The sequence below is a fragment of the Cellulomonas sp. P22 genome, assembly GCF_044392165.1.
Window position 1 is genome coordinate 22,120 of sequence record NZ_JBISBW010000015.1, and the last position, 16,538, is coordinate 38,657.

17 protein-coding genes are annotated in these 16,538 nt (G+C 73.3%); 9 read left to right on the forward strand and 8 right to left on the reverse strand.

The window, feature by feature from the left end; translation table 11 throughout:
• Positions 1 to 75: 75 nt before the first annotated feature.
• The 4 genes from ACGIF2_RS15305 (at position 76) to ACGIF2_RS15320 (ending at position 2,346) form a co-directional block, all read left to right on the forward strand.
• Complete coding sequence (locus ACGIF2_RS15305) at positions 76 to 813, forward strand: TetR/AcrR family transcriptional regulator (RefSeq protein WP_396047929.1); 738 nt, start codon at positions 76 to 78, stop codon at positions 811 to 813.
• Between the two features lie 121 nt (positions 814 to 934).
• Complete coding sequence (locus tag ACGIF2_RS15310; RefSeq protein WP_396047931.1) at positions 935 to 1,246, forward strand: putative quinol monooxygenase; 312 nt, start codon at positions 935 to 937, stop codon at positions 1,244 to 1,246.
• A 72-nt stretch (positions 1,247 to 1,318) separates the two neighbouring features.
• Positions 1,319 to 1,963: a DUF998 domain-containing protein gene (locus tag ACGIF2_RS15315; protein ID WP_396047933.1), complete on the forward strand. Its 645-nt coding sequence runs from the start codon at positions 1,319 to 1,321 to the stop codon at positions 1,961 to 1,963.
• Between the two features lie 59 nt (positions 1,964 to 2,022).
• Entirely contained in the window at positions 2,023 to 2,346 is a 324-nt protein-coding gene (locus ACGIF2_RS15320) for a PGPGW domain-containing protein (protein ID WP_396047935.1), read from the forward strand.
• Positions 2,347 to 2,441: 95 nt separating this feature from the next.
• Here the strand turns inward: ACGIF2_RS15320 and ACGIF2_RS15325 are convergent, their stop codons facing one another.
• Positions 2,442 to 3,767, reverse strand: coding sequence for an MFS transporter (locus tag ACGIF2_RS15325; protein WP_396047937.1), 1,326 nt, complete (start codon positions 3,765 to 3,767; stop codon positions 2,442 to 2,444).
• Between the two features lie 245 nt (positions 3,768 to 4,012).
• On the opposite strand from ACGIF2_RS15325, the gene recQ reads away from it, so the two are divergent.
• A complete protein-coding gene (recQ, locus tag ACGIF2_RS15330) occupies positions 4,013 to 6,091 on the forward strand; it encodes a DNA helicase RecQ (RefSeq protein WP_396047939.1) in 2,079 nt (692 codons plus the stop codon).
• A gap of 104 nt (positions 6,092 to 6,195) precedes the next feature.
• On the opposite strand, the gene ACGIF2_RS15335 is transcribed toward recQ, so the two are convergent.
• From ACGIF2_RS15335 to ACGIF2_RS15350, 4 genes are all read right to left on the reverse strand, one after another.
• Positions 6,196 to 6,969, reverse strand: a complete 774-nt coding sequence (locus ACGIF2_RS15335) for an SDR family oxidoreductase (RefSeq protein ID WP_396047094.1) — start codon at positions 6,967 to 6,969, stop codon at positions 6,196 to 6,198.
• A 169-nt stretch (positions 6,970 to 7,138) separates the two neighbouring features.
• On the reverse strand, positions 7,139 to 7,912 hold the full coding sequence (locus tag ACGIF2_RS15340; protein WP_396047092.1) for an SDR family oxidoreductase: 774 nt from the start codon (positions 7,910 to 7,912) through the stop codon (positions 7,139 to 7,141).
• 163 nt (positions 7,913 to 8,075) lie between these two features.
• Positions 8,076 to 8,906 (reverse strand): alpha/beta fold hydrolase, encoded by an 831-nt coding sequence (locus ACGIF2_RS15345; RefSeq protein WP_396047090.1) that lies wholly within the window; start codon positions 8,904 to 8,906, stop codon positions 8,076 to 8,078.
• Entirely contained in the window at positions 8,903 to 9,940 is a 1,038-nt protein-coding gene (locus tag ACGIF2_RS15350) for an aldo/keto reductase (RefSeq protein ID WP_396047088.1), read from the reverse strand. Before ACGIF2_RS15350 ends, ACGIF2_RS15345 begins: the two co-directional genes overlap by 4 nt.
• Positions 9,941 to 10,017: 77 nt before the next feature.
• Here ACGIF2_RS15350 and ACGIF2_RS15355 point away from each other — a divergent pair, with 77 nt between their 5' ends.
• The 4 genes from ACGIF2_RS15355 to ACGIF2_RS15370 all read left to right on the forward strand — a co-directional run bounded on the left by ACGIF2_RS15355 (position 10,018) and on the right by ACGIF2_RS15370 (position 13,551).
• Positions 10,018 to 10,479, forward strand: a complete 462-nt coding sequence (locus ACGIF2_RS15355; protein ID WP_396047100.1) for a tRNA (cytidine(34)-2'-O)-methyltransferase — start codon at positions 10,018 to 10,020, stop codon at positions 10,477 to 10,479.
• Between the two features lie 159 nt (positions 10,480 to 10,638).
• Positions 10,639 to 11,178 (forward strand): MarR family winged helix-turn-helix transcriptional regulator, encoded by a 540-nt coding sequence (locus ACGIF2_RS15360; RefSeq protein WP_396047086.1) that lies wholly within the window; start codon positions 10,639 to 10,641, stop codon positions 11,176 to 11,178.
• A 133-nt stretch (positions 11,179 to 11,311) separates the two neighbouring features.
• Positions 11,312 to 13,006 (forward strand): MFS transporter, encoded by a 1,695-nt coding sequence (locus tag ACGIF2_RS15365; protein WP_396047084.1) that lies wholly within the window; start codon positions 11,312 to 11,314, stop codon positions 13,004 to 13,006.
• An 83-nt stretch (positions 13,007 to 13,089) separates the two neighbouring features.
• Positions 13,090 to 13,551, forward strand: coding sequence for a MarR family winged helix-turn-helix transcriptional regulator (locus tag ACGIF2_RS15370; RefSeq protein WP_396047098.1), 462 nt, complete (start codon positions 13,090 to 13,092; stop codon positions 13,549 to 13,551).
• A gap of 19 nt (positions 13,552 to 13,570) precedes the next feature.
• Here the strand turns inward: ACGIF2_RS15370 and ACGIF2_RS15375 are convergent, their stop codons facing one another.
• The 3 genes from ACGIF2_RS15375 to ACGIF2_RS15385 all read right to left on the reverse strand — a co-directional run bounded on the left by ACGIF2_RS15375 (position 13,571) and on the right by ACGIF2_RS15385 (position 16,521).
• Complete coding sequence (locus ACGIF2_RS15375; RefSeq protein WP_396047082.1) at positions 13,571 to 14,323, reverse strand: nuclease-related domain-containing protein; 753 nt, start codon at positions 14,321 to 14,323, stop codon at positions 13,571 to 13,573.
• 99 nt (positions 14,324 to 14,422) lie between these two features.
• Entirely contained in the window at positions 14,423 to 14,845 is a 423-nt protein-coding gene (msrB, locus tag ACGIF2_RS15380) for a peptide-methionine (R)-S-oxide reductase MsrB (RefSeq protein ID WP_396047080.1), read from the reverse strand.
• Positions 14,846 to 15,012: 167 nt separating this feature from the next.
• Positions 15,013 to 16,521 carry a DEAD/DEAH box helicase gene (locus ACGIF2_RS15385; RefSeq protein WP_396047078.1) on the reverse strand — a complete coding sequence of 503 codons (1,509 nt, stop codon included), beginning with the start codon at positions 16,519 to 16,521 and terminating at the stop codon, positions 15,013 to 15,015.
• Positions 16,522 to 16,538: the final 17 nt, after the last annotated feature.

Here is a 16,538-nt window from a genome sequence, read left to right on the forward strand (position 1 = left end):
CATCCGGAATACCTCGAGTATTCGGATACTAGCGGTATCTCGGTACCGCCGGTAGCCCGACGTACGATCGGGGGCATGACGACCTCGGGACCCACCGCCCCGCGCGCCGCCCGCGACCACTCCACCGTCCCACCGCAGGCACCCCCGACACGCGGAGAACGGCAGCAGCAGACCCGGATGGCCCTGCTCGCCGCAGCCCGCACGGTGTTCGCCCGTGACGGCTACCACGGGGCCCGGCTCGAGGCCATCGCCCACGAGGCCGGGTACTCCAAGGGCGCCGTCTACTCCAACTTCGACGGCAAGGGGGCGCTGTTCCTCGCGGTCGTCGACGCCGACCTGAACGACGCCGACACCGAGCTCGCCCGCGACGGCGTCGACCCGTGGAACCTCTGCGATGCCGCCGCCGCGCCCACCGGCGAGCCGGGCGCCGACACCGCCCCCGCGCGGACAGCCACCCAGGCCGAGATCGACACCGCCCGTGGCTTCGCCCGCGCCAGCCTCGAGTTCATCGCCATCGCCGGCCGTGACCCTGCACTCGCCCCCGAGCTCGAGGCCCGTATGCATCGCATGCTCGCGATGTACACCGACGCCGCCGTCGCGAACAGCCCCGCCCCCGCCGACGACCCGCTGCCCACGACCGACCTCGGCCTGCTGCTCGCCGCGTTCGAGCAGGGCAGCGCCCTGCTGGCCCTCGGCGGCATCGCCCCGCTGCCCGACGCGCTGGTCCGCGAGGGCATGCTCCGCCTCCTCGCACCGCGGCCGTCGCAGCCCACGACTGATCAGGCCCCACAGCCCCCGGACGCCCGCGCCTGATCACCGCCGCGCTCCCCTGCCCCGGGCGCTGATGTCGGCACCGCTCGCTACGTTCGGACGACCAGGTGGTGCCCGACCTCGAGGCACCGCCGCCGCTCACGCTTCGGAAGCAGGACCAGCCATGTCGTACGGCTACATCGGGTCCATGAAGACCCGCCCCGGACACCGCGACGAGGTCGTCGCGATCCTCACCCGCGGCGCACCCGCCCTGCGCGACATCGGCTGCCACGCCTACATCGTCGCCACGGCCACCACCGACGACCAGACGATCTGGGTCACCGAGGTCTGGGAGTCCGCCACGCACCACGACGACTCCCTCCAGCTGCCCGAGGTCCGCGCAGCGATCGCCGAAGCCATGCCCCTGCTCACCGGCGAGTTCTCCAGCCAGGTGTGCGAGGTCGTCGGCGGAATCGGTGCGTGGACCGGCGCCTGAGGGCACGGGGCCGACGGCAGCCCTGATCCCGCTCGACGTTCGGTATGCCGCGAGCCGACTTACAGTCGGTTGATGGGGTCGAACGACGACTCAGGTGTTCCGCGGTGGGCGGTGGTGTCGGCCGCGCTGGCTCCGGTTGCGATGATCGGGAGCTGGACGATCTCTGCGGCGATGCAGGACGAGTACGACCCGGTGCGGGAGACGATCAGCTGGTTGGCGACGAGCGCGGCGGTGGCGCCCGCGGTCGGGGCCTTCGGGTTCGCGGTGACGGGGATCGCGCACGTGGTGACCGCGGCGGGGCTGCGGGCGGCTCCGCGGATGGGGCGCGTGCTGCTCGGGGTCGGCGGCCTGGCGACCGTGGGGGTCGCGCTGGCGCCGGCGGACCGCGCACCGCGGGCGCACTGGGCTGCGGCGACCGTCGCGCTCATGTCGATGGCGACCTGGCCGCTGGCTGCGTGGGGCGCCGACGGGGTCGGGACGCTGGCTCCACGCGCTGGGCTCGCTGCGACGGCGGGACTGATGGGGATGCTGGCCTGGTTCACGCTCGAGCTGCAGCACGTCACGCCCGATGACGGGGCCACGACCGGGCTCGCCGAACGCGCCGCCCTGTGCGCGCAGGCGCTGTGGCCGCTCGTCGTGGTGGTGGCCGCTCGCACGTCCGCGACGTCGGGCACGGCGCCGACAGGCCGTTCGCGGTCGTGGTGGTCCTGGTGGTGAGTTGCGGGGATTCGGCGACGTCGCTGGGCGTCGCCGGGTCGGCCTGGCACGATCAGGGGGTGAACTCCACCCACCACGAGCCGGAGAACGGCCTGCCCGCCCGGATCAGGACCGCGCTCAGCGCGCTGCCCAAGCCCATCCGGTGGGTCGCCGTCGCCGTGGTCGGGTCGGCACTCGTCCTGGCCGGCATCGCGATGCTGGTGCTCCCTGGGCCAGGGTGGCTCGCCATCTTCGCCGGGCTGGCGGTCCTCGCCGCCGAGTTCACGTGGGCAGCGACGCTCCTCGGGCGGATGCGTTCGGTGGCGACGCGCCTGTGGACCACGGTGCGCGGGTGGATCCCGCGTCGAACGACGGGCAGCGCCGAGCCCGACCAGGCGCCCTGAGCCGGACCAGGCACCCTGACGGCGTGAACCGCCTGAGGGCCTGAGGGCCCGAGAGCCTGCGGGCGCCAGCGGCACTCGGCCCCAGCGCTCAGCGGTCAGCGCTCGGGAATCGTGACCTCGATGCCCGCCTCGGCTGCCGCCAGCACCCCTGCCGACTCCGCTGCGCGCCGTCCCAACGCGGTCCACACGGTGGCGCACACCACGAGCACGAGCGGGAAGACGGCCGCACCCAGCAGCCCGACGCGCAGGCCGGTGCCGCCGTCGTCGGGAAGCGCGGCGGCGAGCGAGCCGAGGAGCCCGGTCGACGCCGCGGTCAGGTCGGCGACGGCGCCGGTGAGCCAGGGGCCGACGGCGCCGCCGAGGTCGCCCATGACGGCCAGCACCGCGAACATCGCGGCACCGCCGAGCGGGAACCGGGCGGCGGCGAGGCTGAAGGTGCCGGGCCACATGATGCTGACGGCGAGCCCGCACAGCGCGCACGCGGCGAGGCTGACGACGGGGCTCGGCGACAGGGTCGCCACGAGGTAGCAGACCACGGAGAGCGACCCGGCGCCGATCATCGTCGGCGCGAGCGGGATGCGCGCGCCCCACAGCCCGTAGACGATCCGCCCGACGCCCATCAGCGCGGCGAACAGCCCCGGTCCAGCGAGGTCGCCCCAGGTCTTCGCGACCCCCAGCGACGTCTCGGCGAAGAACGAGGACCACTGCGACATGGTCAGCTCGGCCGCGCCGGCGGTCATCATCAGCACCAGCGCGCACACGAACGCGGGCGCGCCGAACAGCGAGCGCAGCGACAGCCGGTGCTCGTCGGGCACGGTGGGTGGCAGCGGCACCCGGAGGAAGACGACGAGATTCACGGCGGGCACCACGGCCCAGAGCAGCGGCAGCACCTGCCACGACCCGAAGCCGGTCATCGCGAGCACGGCGGTCGTGCCGCCGACGACGGCCACCTGACCCCAGCAGTAGAACGAGTGCAGCAGGCTCATCGCCGCGGCCTTGCCCTCCTGCGGGCTGGGCAGCGACTCGACCACGGGGCTGACCATCACCTCGAGGAGTCCCCCGCCGATGGCGTACACGATCACGGCGACGCACAGGCCGACGTACGGCGTGGGGGCGACGGCCGGCGCGACCGCGAGCAGCACGAGACCGAGGACGGCGAGCGCGTGGGCGAGCACCAGCGGGATGCGGTAGCCGGTCCGGTCGGCGAACCGCACCGCGGCCAGGTCGGTGAGGAGCTGGACGCCGAAGTTCAGCAGCACGAGCCGTCCGAGCATCTCCACCGGCACGTCGTAGGACGTCTGGAAGACGATGAACAGCAGCGGCGCGAGGTTGTTGACCACCGCCTGGGTGACGAACCCGGTGTAGCAGGCGCGGCGGGTCGCGGTGTAGGTCAGCGCCGGCCGGCCGGTGCCGCCCCTCACGCGCGCGACGGGACGAGGGCGGCGGCGGCAGGCATGGGCTGGATGCTACCGAGCGGTCGGCGAACCGATGCGTCCGCAGCGCCACGGTCCGCCACGGCCTCCTCGTCGTCGAGCAGGAGCGGCGGCAGCGGCCGCAGGTGGCGGAGCGGCCGATGCGCACGTCCGGCCGCACGCTGCGCTGAGCGTGGGCACCGCCACTGTGGAGGGCGCCGATCGTGGGGGTGGCGCCTTCTACAGTGGAACCCATGACCTCCCCCCACGCGGTGCCCTCGTCCGGCGCGGACGTCGGAGTCCAGGACGCGTGGCCCACGGCCGAGACGTACCCGTTCTTCGACGAGGAGCCGCCGCCGGACGACGAGCCCCCGTACCCGTCGGACGACCCCTTCGACGGCCCCCCGGCCGACCACCGCGCGCCGACGTCCGCGGCTCCGCCCGCCGCGCGTCGCGCCCGCCCGGCCGCCCGGGTCGCCGCCGCACCCGCGGGTCCGGCGCGCGAGCCGCTCGAGGTGCTGCACACGGTCTTCGGCTACGACGCGTTCCGCGGCGAGCAGGCCGAGATCATCGACACGGTGGTGCGCGGCGGTGACGCGCTCGTGCTCATGCCCACCGGTGGCGGCAAGTCGCTCTGCTACCAGATCCCCGCCCTGGTGCGCCCCGGCACCGGCGTGGTGATCTCCCCCCTGATCGCGCTGATGCAGGACCAGGTCGACGCGCTGTCGGCCCTCGGTGCCCGCGCCGGGTTCCTCAACTCGACCCAGGACGCGGCGCAGCGCCGGGCGGTCGAGGACGCGTTCCTCGCGGGCGAGCTCGACCTGCTGTACCTGGCCCCCGAGCGGCTCAAGGTGCCCTCGGCCGTGGACCTGCTGGACCGCGGCGAGATCAGCCTGTTCGCGATCGACGAGGCGCACTGCGTGTCCCAGTGGGGGCACGACTTCCGCCCCGACTACCTGCAGCTCTCGGTGCTGCACGAGCGCTGGCCCACGGTCCCCCGCATCGCGCTGACGGCCACCGCGACCCGCGCCACGCACGCGGAGATCGCCACGCGCCTGCAGCTCGAGGACGCCCGGCACTTCGTGGCGTCGTTCGACCGGCCCAACATCCAGTACCGCATCGTCGCGAAGTCGAGCCCCCAGCAGCAGCTCCTCGAGCTGCTGCGCACCGAGCACCCGGGCGACGCGGGCATCGTCTACTGCCTCTCGCGCGCGTCGGTCGAGAAGACCGCCGACTTCCTGGTCAAGCAGGGCATCCCCGCGCTGCCGTACCACGCGGGCCTCGACGCCCGGGTGCGGGCCGCGAACCAGTCCCGGTTCCTGCGCGAGGACGGGATCGTCATGGTCGCGACCATCGCGTTCGGCATGGGCATCGACAAGCCCGACGTGCGGTTCGTGGCGCACCTCGACCTGCCCAAGTCGGTCGAGGGCTACTACCAGGAGACGGGCCGTGCGGGCCGTGACGGTCTGCCGTCGACGGCCTGGCTCGCGTACGGCCTGCAGGACGTGGTCCAGCAGCGCCGGATGATCGACACGTCCGAGGGCGACGCCGCGCACCGCTGGCGGCTCGGCCAGCACCTCGACGCGATGCTCGCGCTGTGCGAGACGATCGAGTGCCGCCGCGTGCAGCTCCTCGCGTACTTCGGCCAGACGAGCACCCCGTGCGGCAACTGCGACACGTGCCTGGCCCCGCCCGAGGGCTGGGACGGCACCCGCCCCGCGCAGATGCTGCTCTCGACGGTGCTGCGCCTCGACCGCGAGCGCCGTCAGCGCTTCGGCGCGGGCCACGTGGTCGACATCCTGCTCGGCAAGCAGACCCCGCGCGTGGCCCAGCACGGGCACGACGCGATGAGCGTGTTCGGCATCGGCACCGAGCTGTCCGAGGCCGAGTGGCGCGGCGTGGTCCGCCAGCTGCTCGCGCAGGGGCTGCTCGGCGTCACGAGCGACGGCTACGGCACCCTGGTGCTGACCGACGCGAGCGCGGACGTGCTCGGCGGCACGCGGCAGGTCCGCCTGCGCCGCGAGACGGCCCGTGTCAAGCCCTCCCGCTCGTCGTCCCGCACCGGCCGGACGGGCCGCACGGCCGCCGCCGCGGCGGACCTCGCCCCGCAGGACGTCGCGACGTTCGAGAAGCTGCGGGCGTGGCGCTCGGCCGCGGCGAAGGAGGCCGGGGTGCCCGCGTACGTGATCTTCCACGACGCGACGCTGCGCGAGATCGCGACCCGTCGCCCGACGACGCCCGGCGAGCTCGGCACGATCTCGGGCATCGGCGCCGCGAAGCTCGAGCGCTACGGCGAGCAGGTCATCGCGGCGCTCGAGGCCGACCCCGACTGAGCCCGGCGGCGCAGGCCGGGCCGCGCCGTGCACGGGCATGACGCCCGCGAGGGCGCTGGCGGTCGCCGTCCCCACGGCGACCGCCGGGGCCCTCGCTCAGCGCGTCACCAGGTGCTGTCCGAGCGGATGACCACGTCCGAGCCGCCGTCGACGAAGACGACCTGCCCGCACAGGTGCGTGTTCTCCTCGCTCACGAGCCAGGCGAGCAGCCTCGCCGGGACGTCGGGGGTCATGAACCCGCCGAGCGGCATCGGCACCGTCGCGGCGATCGCCGCACGGTCCTCCTCGGTGGTGAGCATCCCCTGGGTCATGGGGGTCACCACGACCCCCGGGCCGATCGCGTTGAGCGGGATCCCCGCACCGGCCCACCCGGGCTCGGAGGCGTTGCGCCGCAGCCAGCGGCTGAGCGCGACCTTGGAGCTCGAGTACACGAGGTGCCCCTGGTCGCCGCTCACGAGCTCCGCGGCGCGGGCGAGCGACTTCGCCTCGTCGCCCGCGAGCATCGCGTCGACGAGCACCGTGTCGCACGGGTGCAGGCTCGCCATCGAGCTCGTGGCGACGGCCCGCGGCGCGGTGGATCCGGTGAGCAGCGGACGCAGGCCCTCGAGGGTCGCGAGCGCCCCGAAGTAGTTGACGGCGACCGTGGCCGGGAGCGGGAGGGCCAGCCCGGCGTTCGCGACGATCGCGTCGATCTGCCCGCCGCTGAGCGTACGGACCTGCTCCACGAGGCCGGCGCGTCCCGCGACGGTGGTGAGGTCGACCTCGACGTCGGCGTCGTGCAGGTCGACCCCGATCACGCGCTCACCGCGCGCTTCGAGGATCTGTCGGGTGGCCTGGCCGATTCCGGAGGCCGAACCGGTGATGACGACGGTGCGCATCAGAACTCCCTCGACGGGGGGCCCAGCGCCGTTGCCAGGCCGTTGCTCCCGACGCTACGGAGCGCGCCCGCAGGCGGCATCGGACCTTTGTCCCGGGGATCTCCGGGGAATGCCCGCGGCACCACGCAGGGTGCCGCGGGCCGACCTCACCGGAGGTCGCCGCCTGGGTTCACCAGGTGCTGTCGCCGCGCATCACGACGTCGGTGCCGCCGTCGATGAAGATGACCTGACCGCACAGGTGCGTGTTCTCGGGGCTGACGAGCCAGGCGAACAGCGCAGCGGCCGACTCGGCAGGCATGTAGCCGTTGAGCGGCATGGGCACGTTCGACGAGACCATGTCGCGACCCTTGTCGGTGCCGAGCATGTCGGCCGTCATCGCCGTCAGCACGACTCCGGGGGCGATCGCGTTGAGCGGGATGCCCGCACCGGCCCACTCGGGCGTCGGGGCGTTGCGCCGCAGCCAGCGGCTGAGCGCGCCCTTGCTGCTCGGGTAGATGAAGCCCTTCGGGCCGTTCTCGGTGAGCTCGACCGCGCGGGCCATGGCCTTGGCCTCGTCACCGGCGAGCGCGGCCTCGACGAGCAGGTCGTCGGGCTGGCGCAGGCTCGCCATCGAGCTCGTGGTCACGGCGCGCGGGGCGTCCGAGCCGGCCAGGAACGGGCGCAGGCCCTCGAGCGTCGCGACGGCGCCGAAGTAGTTGACAGCCATGGTCAGCGGGATCTCGTGCGAGAGGCCCGCGTTGGCCACGATTCCGTCGATCTTGCCGCCGGTGAGGTCCCCGACGCCCTCGACGAGCGCGGTGCGGCCGTCGGTGGTGCTCAGGTCGACGGTGACGTCGGCGTCGTGCAGGTCGACCCCGACCACGCGGTCACCGCGTGACTCGAGGAGCTCCTTGGTGGCCCGGCCTATCCCCGAGGCCGCGCCCGTGACGACGATTGTGCGCATGCTGACTCCTTGGTCCAGACCCGGCACGTGCCGGGCCCTGCGACGCTACGCCGGAGTTCTGGGACCAAGGGCCTACCGGCGGCGCGCGGCGCAGCGCCGGGGCGCACCCCGACGCGGTCGCCCGACCGCGCCCCGCCCCTCCACCAGGCGCCTGACCTGCGCGTCAGCTCCGCGCGGCAGCGTCGGCCGCAGCGAACACCTCACGCAGCACCGTGAGGAACGTCTCTCTCGCCTCGCGGCGCACGCTGCGCCCCACGCCGGAGACCTGCACGGTGCTGACCTGCGGTCCGAGCAGCGAACGGACCCGTTCGAGGTCCTCGGGTGCCACGAGCGACCCGTGCTCGGGCTCGCCCACGAGCACGGTGACGGGCATGTGCAGGGCGTCGAGCTCGCCGACCCAGTCGCGGCCGCGCCACTCCTGGACGCGCTCCGCGAGCCGCTGGTCCACGCTCTGCTTCGCGTGCACCCAGGGCAGCAGCTCGTCCTCGGGCCACGTCGGGTGCTCGGCGCGGGCCCGCTCGAGCAGCGTGCCCGCGTCGGCGCCCGCGAAGGACTCCAGGTACGGCGGCAGGAACTCGGGCACGCCGTCGGCTCCCGTGGCCTCCGTGCGCCACGCGGGGTCCTCGAGCACGAGGGCCGCGACGAGGGCGGGCTCGGTGAGCGCGACCTCCTCGGCGATGAGCGCCCCGAGCCCGTGCCCGACGACCACCACGGGGCGCCGGACGACCTCGCGCAGCACCGACACGACGTCGGACGCGAGCGCGCCCACCGTGAACGGCTCGGGTGACAGCGGGGTGTTCCCGTGGCCGCGAGCGTCGAGCGTGACCACGAGCCGGTCGGCCGCGAGCGGCTCGAGCAGCGGCGCGAAGACCTCGCTCGAGTCGGTGACGCTGTGCAGCAGCAGCGCGGGGGTCTTGGGCAGGCTGTGCGAGCCGTACGACGACCACGAGATGTCGCCGAGGCGCCCGTAGGCCGTCGTCGGCCCGCGGTTCACCGGGCCGTCCCGTCGACGGCGTGCGGCTCGATCGCGTCGAGCTCGGCCGCCGTGAGCGGCGGGGCGCTGAGCGCGGCGACGTTGTCCTCGAGCTGGCTGACCGAGCTCGCACCGATCACGGCGGACGTGACGCGCGCGTCGCGGAGCACCCACGACAGGGCGAGCTGCGCGAGCGACTGCCCACGTCCGCGCGCGATGTCGTCGAGCGCCCGGGCCCGCGCGAGGTACGTCGCGTCGATGCGCTCGGGCGTCAGGAAGTGGCCGACGGCGGCGCGCGACCCGCTCGGCACCTCACCCGAGAGGTAGCGGCTCGTGAGCAGACCCTGGGCGAGCGGGGAGAACACGATCATGCCGATGCCGAGGTCGCCGACCACGTCGAGCAGGGCCTCGCCGTCATCGCCCTCGGGCTGCTCGACGTGCCGGTTGAACATCGAGTAGGAGGGCTGGTGGATGAGCAGCGGGGTGCCGAGCTCCGCGAGCACGCGCTTCGCCTCACGGGTCTGCGACGGGCTGTAGTTGGAGATGCCCGCGTACAGCGCCTTGCCGCTCGTCACGGCGGTGTGCAGCGCCCCCATGGTCTCCTCGAGCGGCACGCTCGGATCGGGCCGGTGGGAGTAGAAGATGTCGACGTAGTCGACGCCCAGGCGCCCGAGCGACTGGTCGAGCGACGCCAGCAGGTACTTGCGCGAGCCGCCGTCGCCGTAGGGGCCGGGCCACATGTCGTAGCCGGCCTTGGACGAGATGACGATCTCGTCGCGGTAGGGGCGCAGGTCACGGGCCAGGTGCCGACCGAAGTTCTCCTCGGCCGAGCCGTAGGGCGGGCCGTAGTTGTTCGCCAGGTCGAAGTGCGTGATGCCCAGGTCGAACGCCCGGCGCAGGATGTCGCGCTGGGTGTCGAACGGCGTCGTGTCGCCGAAGTTGTGCCACAGCCCCAGCGACAGCGCGGGCAGGTCGAGCCCGCTGCGGCCCGCACGACGGTAGGCCATCGCGTCGTACCGGTCGTCGGCGGCCCGGTACAGGGACGGTGCAGACATCAGCTTCCTCTCGCAGGGCCCGGCTCCGCCGCGGGCGCATCTCGATCACTTTACGGCGGTGGGAGGATCACCCGGTGATGCACCTCGCCTTCTTCGAGCCCCGGATCCCGGGCAACACCGGCAGCGCGATCCGTCTGGCAGCTGCGACCGGGGCGACGCTCCACCTGGTCGAGCCGCTCGGTTTCGACCTGTCCGAGCCCAAGCTGCGGCGCGCCGGTCTGGACTACCACGACCTCGCGCACGTGGTGGTGCACCCCGATCTCGAGGACCTGCTGGCGTCGCTGCCGCAGTCCCGGGTGCTGGCGTTCACGACCCACACGACCACCCGGCACACGGACGTGGAGTACAGCGACGACGACGTGCTGCTGTTCGGGCCCGAGCCGACCGGGCTCCCCCCGGAGGTGCTCGCCCACCCGCGGGTCACCGGCCAGGTGCGCATCCCGATGCTCGCGGGGCGCCGGTCGCTCAACCTGTCGAACGCGGCGGCCATCGCGGCGTACGAGGTGTGGCGGCAGCGCGGCTTCGACGGCGGCGAGTGACGTCCGGAAGGTGACGTCCGACGCCGCCGTCACCGGCGGCAGGGGTGTGACGACGTCGAGCCTCTCGACGTCACCAAGTTGCCCGAGGGGACCATTGCCTGATGCAAGCATCTCTGATAAATTGCCTCTAGCAACTATTGAGAGGCGTGCCCCCGACCTGTGTCTACCGACGAGTCCACCGACCTGACCTACCGCACGCTCCTGGCCGCGATCGAGCGGCTCGCCAGGGTCCAGCGAGAGGTCGGCTCGCACATCGCGCGAGAGGCGGGACTCACCCGGGCGGCACTGGGCATGGTGCGCATCCTCGAACGGTGCGGCGAGCTGCCCATCAGCGAGATCGCCACCCATCTGCGTGTCGACCTGTCGGTCGCGAGCCGGCAGGTCAGCGCCCTCGTGGACGCCGGCCTGGTCGACCGCGCGCCCTCCGACCAGCCGGGCTGCGACCGGCGGGTACGCACCGTGCGCCTGACCGCCGCCGGGCACGAGCTCGCGCGGACGAGCGTCCGCACGCTCGACCGGCAGGCCGCCGAGGCGTTTGCCGGGTGGACCGCCGACGAGATCGTCGCCGCGACCGAGGCCGTGGACCGGATCGCGGCCGCGGTCGGGAGCACTCCGCACCCGCACGCCTCGTGCCGGCGGCTCGCAGCACCGACCCAGGACACGACGACGGACCCCGCCGCCGCGCCCAGCACCACCTGACCGCACAGCACCATCAGCACCACCCGCACCGCCGCACAGCACCACCGCACAGCAGCGTCGGCCCCGCCGCACGCACCCCGCCTGCCGCCGACGCCGGGCTCCACCCCACCAGCACCGAAGGACCGAGCACCCTATGGCCCAGACCCTGACCAGTCGAGCAGAGACCACGCCCGACAGCCCCGCCATGAACCACCGCGAGGTGCTGGAGGCCCTGTCCGGGATCCTCCTCGGCATGTTCGTCTCCGTGCTCGCGACGAGCGTGGTCTCGAGCTCGCTGCCGCGCGTCATCAGCGACCTCAAGGGCACGCAGTCCGCGTTCACGTGGGTCGTCACCGCGACCCTGCTCACCACGACGATCTCGACGCCCATCTGGGGCAAGCTCGCCGACCTCCTCGACCGCAAGGTGCTCATCCAGCTGGCGCTCGCCATCTCGGTGATCTCGTCCGCCGTGGCGGGCTTCTCGCAGAGCACCGAGATGCTCATCACGATGCGCGCCTTCCAGGGCATCGGCGCCGGTGGCCTCACCGCGCTCGGCACCGTCCTGATCGCCGACATCATCTCCCCGCGCGAGCGCGGCCGGTACATGGGCCTGATGGGCGGCATCATGGGCCTCGCCTCGGTGGGTGGCCCGCTCATCGGCGGCCTCATCACCGACGGCCCCGGCTGGCGCTGGAACTTCTTCATCGGGCTGCCGTTCGCGGTCGCCGCGATCATCGTGCTGCAGATGACGCTCCACCTGCCCCCGATGGCCAAGCGCAAGCTGAACATCGACTACGCGGGCGCCGCGCTGCTGTCCGTGGGCATCGCCACGCTGCTGCTGTGGGTCACGTTCGCCGGCACCCACTTCGACTGGGTGTCGTGGCAGTCCGCCGCGATGGTGGTCGGCGCGGTCCTCGTCCTCGCGGTCGCGGTCTGGGTCGAGTCCCGGGCCACCCAGCCGATCATCCCGCTGAACCTGTTCCGCAACCGCACCCTCGTGCTGGCCGTGATCGCCTCGATCGCCGTGGGCATCGCGATGTTCGGCACCTCGGTGTTCCTGAGCCAGTACATGCAGATCGCCCGCGGCAAGTCCGCCACGGCGTCCGGCCTGATCACCATCCCGATGATGCTCGGCGTGTTCCTGTCCTCGACCATCAGCGGCCGCATCATCAGCGTCACGGGCCGCTACAAGCGGTACATGATCGCCGGTGCGGCGACCCTGACCGTGGGTCTCGCACTCATGGGAACGATCCGCTACGACACGAACTTCGCGCTCGTGTGCCTGTACATGTTCGTGCTCGGTTCGGGTGTCGGCATGCTCATGCAGAACCTGGTCCTGGCCACGCAGAACACGCTCGAGACCAAGGACGTCGGCTCGGGCACCTCGACCGTCGCGTTCTTCCGCACCCTCGGCGGCGCGATGGGCGTCTCGGTGCTGGGCGCCGTGCTCGGCACCAAGGTCACCTCGCTGCTCGCCAGCGGGCTCGCTGCCCTGGGCATCGACACGTCGGTGCTGGGCGGGAGCACGTCCATCCCCAACGTCGCGACGATCCCCGAGCCGGTGCGCACGGTGGTCGAGTCCGCGTACGGCGAGGCCGTCGCGCACCTGTTCCTCATCTCCGTGCCGCTCGCGCTGGTCGCGCTGATCGCTGTGCTCTTCCTGCGCGAGGTGCCGCTGGGTGAGCGCTCGGGCGTCGAGCTGCGGCTCGCCGAGGAGGCCGCCGCGGCCGCCGCCGCACCGGCCGTCGAGGTCGCTGTCGCGACCGCCGCGACCGCTGCGGAGGCCGACGAGGTCGGCAGCACGTCCGGCACCGCCCCGTCCGGCACGGGCCGCGGTCAGGACGACTGACGACCACGTCCCCGCACGACGCAGGTCCTGACGGGGCCGGGAGCACGAGCTCCCGGCCCCGTCGGCGTTCGCCGCGCGCCATGATGTCCCTCGTGGACACCGAACCCCTCCAGCGCGTCGAGCGCGAGCTCGGGCTGCTGCTGCGCCGGGCGCACTCCTCGGCCGCCACCATGGCCCATCGCGTGCACCCCGACCTCGACCCGGGCGCGTACCCGATCCTGGCGCGGATCGCCCAGGTGCCCGGCATCCGCGCGAGCGAGATCGCCGAGCACATCGGTGTGGGGCGCGGCACGATGTCCCGACAGCTCGCGCGGCTCGAGGATCTCGGGCTCATCACGCGCACGACCGACCCCGACGACTCGCGGGGCCAGCTGATCCACCTGACCGAGGGCGGCGAGACGCGGGTGGCCGACGCCCGTGGCGCCCGGGGACGGTTCTTGCGCACCGCGCTCGACGCGTGGTCGCACGACGAGCTGGACGCCCTCGCGGCTCAGCTCACGCGGCTCAACACCGACCTCGACGAGGCCCGGCGCAGGGTCGGCTGACCCGCCGGCGACCCCGGGGTCAGCGCGACCAGGTGGTGCGCTGCCGGGCCACGGCCGCGATCGCGTCGACGCGCGGCGCCTCGAGCCGTTCGAGCAGGTTGTGGAACACGCCGGGCACGTCGCTGCGGGCCACCACGAGCGCATCGTCGGGCCGCTCGCCCGGCCGCATCTCGATGACTCCCTGCAGCACGATCACAGCGCGCACCGTGAGCTGCGAGCCGACCGCCGAGCGCAGCAGCGACTGCACCCGCGTGGCCTCGAGGTGGGCGTCGCGCAGGTACGGGACGGGCTTGTCGCTGATCGACATGGTGCGGCGTGACACCCGGATGCGCTCGCCCGGGTGGGATCGCTCGGTCACCGTGAAGATGCCGCCCGGGCCGATCAGCAGGTGGTCGACGACGGTGCCCTGACGGCCCAGCGGCACCCCGTGCACCACGTGCCAGCCGTGGGACGTGAGCCCGTCGAGCCGCAGCCGCACCGAGCCCACCCGCGCGCGGACGCCCGGCTCGTAGTCGGCCCCGTCGAGGCGTGCCAGGTCGTCCAGGTCGTCGATCGCGATGTCACGGTGGAACGGGAGCACCAGCTCGGCCACGTCCGAGCGCAGGTAGGCCTGCGCGGCCTGGCGCACGCCGTCCTCGAGGACCGGCTCGTCGACGATGACCTCGCCCGACTGGAGGTCCACGCACCCGACGCGGGCGCCCGACTCGGCCGTGACGTACAGGCGGTCGGCACCGTAGCGGCGCCATCGCCGGACGATCAGGGCCTCGTTCACGTGACCATTATCGGCACGTCCGGCGCGGGACTGAACCCGCTCGGACGCCCGACCGCCGTGGACGCGGCGTCCACCGGCGTGTCGGGCACGGCACGCCGCTCAGTCCGCGGCGGGCTCGAAGGTGAGGCTCACGGAGTTCATGCAGTAGCGGTCGCCCGTCGGGGTCTGCGGAGCGTCGTCGAACACGTGACCCAGGTGCGAGCCGCAGCGGGCGCAGCGCACCTCGGTGCGCACCATGCCCAGCGTCCGGTCCTCGATCAGCTCGACCTTGTCGCCCGCGAGCGGGGAGAAGAAGCTGGGCCACCCGCAGTGCGAGTCGAACTTGGTGTCGGAGCGGAACAGCTCCTGGCCGCACGCGCGGCACCGGTACACGCCCTCACGCTGCTCGTCGAGCAGCTCGCCCGTCCACGGACGCTCGGTGTCCGCGAGGCGCAGCACCCGGAACGCGGCCGGGTCGAGCTCTGCCCGCCACTGCGCGTCGTCCTTGCTGACCTCGTACGTGCTCTCGCCGCTGCTCGTCATGCCCGGTGCAACCGTGCCTGCCGGGCCGGAATTCCCGCGCTGCACCACGGCAGCGGACAGGGTGCGGACGGCGAGAGGGCCCGCACGCAGGGCCGGACCGTGGGGTCCGGGCCGCTGCGTGCGGGCCCTCTCGTCAGGTAGAGCGGGTGCTGCGGGGTCCTGCCAGATCAGCGGCCGCGACGGCTACCGGCCGACGAGCCCATCGACATGCCCACCGCGCCGCTGCGGCCCGACGAGCCGCTGCCGGGGGTCGCGGTCGAGTGCACCGGACGCGAACCGCCGGTCGCGGTACGGGGCGCCGCGGACGACGCGCTGCGGCCACGGCCACGGCCACCACCCTGGCCACCGCCCGCGGAACCCGAGCCCTGGACCGAGCCGGAGCCCTGACCGGTGCCCGCACCGCGACCACGGCCACCGCGGCGGCGACGCGTGCCGTCGGCCGCACCGGCCTCGCGCGACGGGGCGCCACCACGGCGACCCTCGGCGACGGGCGCGACGGCGGCGGGCTTGACGTACTCGGCGACCTCGCCGACGAGCCGGGCCACCAGGGACGAGCCCGGGAACACCTTCTGCGGCTGCACGTCGATCTTCGCCTGACGGGTCAGGACACGGACGTCACCGGCCTGCTCGGGGAGCATGACCGTGACGACGTCGCCGCCCGAACCGGCGCGGGCGGTACGGCCCGAGCGGTGCAGGTACGCCTTGTGCTCTGCCGGCGGGTCCACGTGCACCACGAGCTCGATGTCGTCGACGTGGATGCCGCGCGCTGCGATGTCCGTCGCGACGAGCACCCGGACCGCGCCCGAGGAGAACGCCTCGAGGTTGCGCTCACGCGCCGGCTGGCTGAGGTTGCCGTGGAGGTCCACCGCGGGGATGCCCGTCGCGGTGAGCGTCTTCGCGAGCTTCTTGGCCTGGTGCTTGGTGCGCGTGAAGAGCAGGCGGCGACCGGTGCCCGAGGCGAGCTCGTTGATGACGAGGCGCTTGGCCTCGGCGTCGGAGACGGCCAGCACGTGGTGCGTCATCTTCGCGACGGGCGACTCGGCCGAGTCGACCGAGTGGGTCAGCGGCTCGTGCAGGTAGCGCTTGACGAGCTGGTCCACCCCGTTGTCGAGCGTCGCGGAGAACAGCAGCCGCTGGCCCTTCGTGGGGGTCTGGTCCATGAGGCGCTTGACGCCGGGCAGGAAGCCGAGGTCGGCCATGTGGTCGGCCTCGTCGAGCACGGTGATCTCGACGCCCTCGAGCGTCAGGAGGCGCTGCTTGATGAGGTCCTCGAGGCGGCCGGGGCACGCGACGAGGATGTCGACGCCACCGTTGAGGGCGCTGACCTGGCGGTTCTGGGACACGCCGCCGAAGACGGTGGTCAGGCTCAGGCGCTCGGCACGGGCCAGCGGCTCGAGCGTCGCGGCGATCTGCGTCGCGAGCTCACGGGTCGGTGCGAGCACCAGGCCGCGGGGGCGGGCCGGGCGGCGCGCGCCGGTCGACGCGGCGAGCCGGGCGACCATCGGCAGCGAGAACGCGAGCGTCTTGCCCGAGCCGGTACGGCCGCGGCCGAGCACGTCGCGACCCGCGAGCGTGTCGGGCAGCGTGGCGGTCTGGATGGGGAACGGGGCGGTGATGCCCTGAGCGGTGAGGGCGGCGACGAGGGTCTCGGGCACGCCAAGAGCAGAGAACGACATGAAGAAGGGCGCCTTTC